This is a genomic window from Acinetobacter sp. WC-141, assembly GCF_000313935.1.
GTDB lineage: Bacteria > Pseudomonadota > Gammaproteobacteria > Pseudomonadales > Moraxellaceae > Acinetobacter.
This window is the reverse complement of sequence record NZ_AMSS01000090.1, coordinates 1-3,510: the sequence shown is the minus strand read 5'-3', so window position 1 is coordinate 3,510 and position 3,510 is coordinate 1. Positions and strand designations below refer to the sequence as shown.

The following is a 3,510-nucleotide window of genomic DNA, read 5'->3' as shown; positions in this document are numbered from 1 at the left end:
TCAATTAATTTGATGGCTTCAGCTTTAAATTCTGTGGTGTAAGTCTTGTGTTTCTTGCTCATGGTAAACTCCTGATGAGTGTGTTTAGTTTACCAAGTTAAAACCTCCTGTTTTTTCAGCACACATCACTAAGTTGTCTGGCTGTTTCCGAGACATTGCCTTGATTGGCTTCAATTAATTTGATGGCTTCAGCTTTAAATTCTGTGGTGTAAGTCTTGTGTTTCTTGCTCATGGTAAACTCCTGATGAGTGTGTTTAGTTTACCAAGTTAAAACCTCCTGTTTTTTCAGCACACATCAAATGGTCACATGAGACGTTTTAGAGTTTACAGCATTAACTTGGTCTTTATGAGGGTTATTACCAAGAGGAGCAGTATTTCTAATATTTAAATTGGTTGAGAGTTTAAGTTAGAAGACTCACTACCTAAAGAAATAGAAAATGGTTTAGTAATATATTTGGCTAAATCTTTCGTTGTTCCATGGCCGTGCACATTCTTTCCTGAGCCAAAAACCAAACCATTTTTTTTCGATTTTTCGAAAAAGGCATCTACCCAAGCATCCCTGTTTTTCTTATCAGAAACGTAGGGGTTAGCATAATTCAAATGTCCACCTACACCTCCAGAATATGAGGGTAAAAATATGGTCTATGTTTTTGATAGTGAAGATTCTTTTAATTTAACATATGATGAACTTGTCGAGATTATTAGTAAGGCTCGGATGACTGGGCCACAGATGATTCCTATTTTAGGAACGGTTGATTAAAAGGATTAAAATTAAATGCAATACGAAAAAATACACAAGATAACTAGCTCGGCTCTTAAGTTTTTTGAAGACCATCTTAAATCTCCAATGATATGGCAAGTCTTTCCCAGAAACTTCTGTGAGGAAGCAAGTAGCTTACTATTAATGATTCTTCAACAAGAAGGCATAAATGATTTTAAAATAATGAAGGGAACAAATATTGAAGAAGAAAATCATTATTGGTTAGAAAGTGAGGAGTATGTTATTGATCTTACAGCACATCAATTTAATGGAATTACTTCACCTTTTATACTTATAGAGAAAAGTAAATACCCCTTAAATAAAATATTTTCACTGGATATACATGAAATTATTGATTTTCAAAATTGGAGTGGTTTAAATCCATATGAGCCTAAAATTCAAAGTATTTTTTATGTAGATTATTACAAATAAAGCCCTCCTCAGAGAGCTTTCACACAAATACCTACATTCACATAGTTGTTGATAGTATGAGCTGTGCATCCTGAAAGCAGAATACACAATAATAAAGCCCTAAACATCGATCGGCACCATGTCTACCGTTTGCCCTGCTAGCTCGTGATGACAATCTGCTAAGAATTGAATCTTTCCATCAATCATAAATAAATGGCAACGGCTTGCTGGGTAATGATCATTAACAAGTAATGAAGGTGTAAATGTTGGCTTATTTATATCGCCGTTAAAACTCCAAGTACTGCCATTATGATGTGCACCATCTTTTACATGGAAAGGATGTAAATACTTACATCCAGGGCACTTAAACATATAGATGCCACTGCTCCAGTACTCAAGATAAGGAGTTAGCTCAGTTACTGTTTCTGCTAGAGTCATTTAGATCACCACCCGATTAGCAATCCACCCGTAGAAGAATTGCTCTTGCGATGGATTTCGTTCGGCAATTTCAATGTAACGTTGACCTTGCATGATATTCAGCACACGAACCAAAACTTTTTCGCCTTCTTTGCCACGTTGATTTAAATAAGTTTTGAGTGCACCTAACGTGGCTGATCCATATACGCCATCAACTTTAAGGTCAGGCCACCCTGCTTTACCTTGGTTATTAAGTAGATTTAATGCACGTTGTAAAAGAGGTTTTGCAAATCCGGTACCACAGTTTACACCTGTGTCTAAAAGCTCTTCTGCCACAGCTGAACTAAGGGAATTTACCTGGTCAAAACGTGGAGCGGTCCAATATTTTTTTCTGTAAATTGCTTTGGCCACATCTAAAGGTAAGTCCTTCATGTTTCCTTTAAAACCATTTGCTCGAGCAACTGCTTCAGTAATGCCGTACTTAGTTGCACCGCCTCGGTCCGCTGGATTGTTCACATACCCGCCTTCGCGTTTAATTAATTCATCGAGATATTGTTCAATATTCATTTCAGTTTCCTGGATGTAAAAAAACCGCCCGAAGGCGGCATTAGCTGTTTTCAATGTCTTTTCTAGCTTTTTTAAACTCTTTGATCACTTCTACGATCGTTTTACCTTCCTGCTTATCAATGAAGTTAAAGATCCACCGGACCAAAGCCCAACCCGGCAATCCACAAACAAAGAAGAACCCTCCCAGTGTTATCATCCCCCATACATCAGTAACCCATTCATGAAGTCCCCACTTCACAATAATGAATGAACCACCTGCCAAACTTGATACAACCGTACAGATCAAGCCCACTGCCCATTCCTGTGGTGAGCGTGGCATACGTGTCATTAATACAACGGCAGCAACCAAAGCAACGGCTAAGGTCACCATAATTGCTGCACCATAAAATTTTAAAATTGCTGTTAAACCGCTAGTGGAAACTGGTTCCATTAATTTCTCCAGATATTTTGAGGTAATAAAAAAGCACCCGAATTGGGTGCTCTAAGTTCTTTTAAGGTTTAAAGGGTTTGTAAGATTTTCCCTCCATTTATCAATTGTGTTGTTAATGGTGCCACTCCGACAATTGCGGTACCACCGGCACCGGGTTGCCCTTCAGTCGTGCCGTGATACCGCCAGTTCCAAGTTCCATCGTTGGTAGACTTGGTACCGCGCTGACCCCATCCACCACCATCACCCGATAAAGGAGATCCATAACGATCGTTCTGAGTTCGATAACCTTTACCAGGTACCGAAGCTTCAGCATCAGTGACTTTTACCACCATAAAACTATCAATAAAGTACCAGCGCCAGTCCTGAGTATCATTGTAGATAGGTTCTCCTGTCATCACCCGTCCAAACGGTGCCCCAGCTCCACCAGGAATACCTTGCACTCCATAGCCAAGCTCAGTGTAGATTCCACTTGGAGTTGCTCCACCACCTGAACCTCCTCGAGCTAGCGTTCCACCATCAATGATCAGGTTCAATTTGCTGTGCCGGTTCATTAAACCTGGCGCGCCTTGGAACCCATCACGTCGTGTTCTGGTAAAGGTATAATTTGGATCGCCAGACAGACCACCATATGCTAAATGAGGAAGTCCACCATCACCTCCGCGTCCCACAACCGCACCTTTAATCGTTAAATTTACAATCAAGTCAGGTGGAAATACTCCTGTATCAATCGCTGGTAGTTCAGTCGTAGCCGGAACAATATACTCCCGTGTTTCGGAATTATTAGTATGCTTGTAAACCATTCTGGTTTCCGCTCTAAGTGAACTCGAACTCGATACCAAAGCACCAGCCTCAACCACAAAACTAATCTCACCTGTAGTTGGTAAATCACCTCTTTGCATCTGATATAAGCGCGCAAGATTGATAT

Annotated in this window: 5 protein-coding genes and 2 pseudogenes; 1 reads left to right on the top strand and 6 read right to left on the bottom strand. The window is 40.0% G+C overall.

All coding sequences use genetic code 11. The annotated features are described in order from the left end of the window. Positions 1-130 precede the first annotated feature (130 nt). Together ACINWC141_RS20180 and ACINWC141_RS19960 are read right to left on the bottom strand one after the other, a co-directional pair. A pseudogene (locus ACINWC141_RS20180) lies at positions 131-232 on the bottom strand (transposase); the annotation flags it as partial. Between the two features lie 152 nt (positions 233-384). Further along, on the bottom strand, positions 385-600 hold the full coding sequence (locus ACINWC141_RS19960; RefSeq protein ID WP_001104937.1) for a hypothetical protein: 216 nt from the start codon (positions 598-600) through the stop codon (positions 385-387). A 175-nt stretch (positions 601-775) separates the two neighbouring features. On the opposite strand from ACINWC141_RS19960, the gene ACINWC141_RS19035 reads away from it, so the two are divergent. Beyond that, the gene (locus tag ACINWC141_RS19035; RefSeq protein ID WP_001199181.1) at positions 776-1,192 is read left to right on the top strand and encodes a hypothetical protein; all 417 of its coding nucleotides are present in this window, start codon (positions 776-778) and stop codon (positions 1,190-1,192) included. 99 nt (positions 1,193-1,291) lie between these two features. Here ACINWC141_RS19035 and ACINWC141_RS19030 read toward each other — a convergent pair whose 3' ends face one another. From ACINWC141_RS19030 to ACINWC141_RS20255, 4 genes and pseudogenes are all read right to left on the bottom strand, one after another. Next, the gene (locus ACINWC141_RS19030; protein WP_009393980.1) at positions 1,292-1,609 is read right to left on the bottom strand and encodes a ubiquitination-like system serine protease family protein; all 318 of its coding nucleotides are present in this window, start codon (positions 1,607-1,609) and stop codon (positions 1,292-1,294) included. Beyond that, complete coding sequence (locus ACINWC141_RS19025; protein ID WP_009393978.1) at positions 1,610-2,155, bottom strand: glycoside hydrolase family 108 protein; 546 nt, start codon at positions 2,153-2,155, stop codon at positions 1,610-1,612. A 40-nt stretch (positions 2,156-2,195) separates the two neighbouring features. Beyond that, positions 2,196-2,585 (bottom strand): hypothetical protein, encoded by a 390-nt coding sequence (locus tag ACINWC141_RS19020; RefSeq protein WP_009393977.1) that lies wholly within the window; start codon positions 2,583-2,585, stop codon positions 2,196-2,198. 68 nt (positions 2,586-2,653) lie between these two features. Continuing rightward, positions 2,654-3,510, bottom strand: a pseudogene (locus ACINWC141_RS20255) (host specificity factor TipJ family phage tail protein); the annotation flags it as partial.

What these genes read in the sequence shown, in the direction of transcription:
- ACINWC141_RS19030 (WP_009393980.1), bottom strand. Translation starts at nt 1,609, where the DNA reads ATGACTCTAGCAGAAACAGTAACTGAGCTAACTCCTTATCTTGAGTAC.
- ACINWC141_RS19020 (WP_009393977.1), bottom strand. Translation starts at nt 2,585, where the DNA reads ATGGAACCAGTTTCCACTAGCGGTTTAACAGCAATTTTAAAATTTTAT.
- ACINWC141_RS19025 (WP_009393978.1), bottom strand. Translation starts at nt 2,155, where the DNA reads ATGAATATTGAACAATATCTCGATGAATTAATTAAACGCGAAGGCGGG.
- ACINWC141_RS19035 (WP_001199181.1), top strand. Translation starts at nt 776, where the DNA reads ATGCAATACGAAAAAATACACAAGATAACTAGCTCGGCTCTTAAGTTT.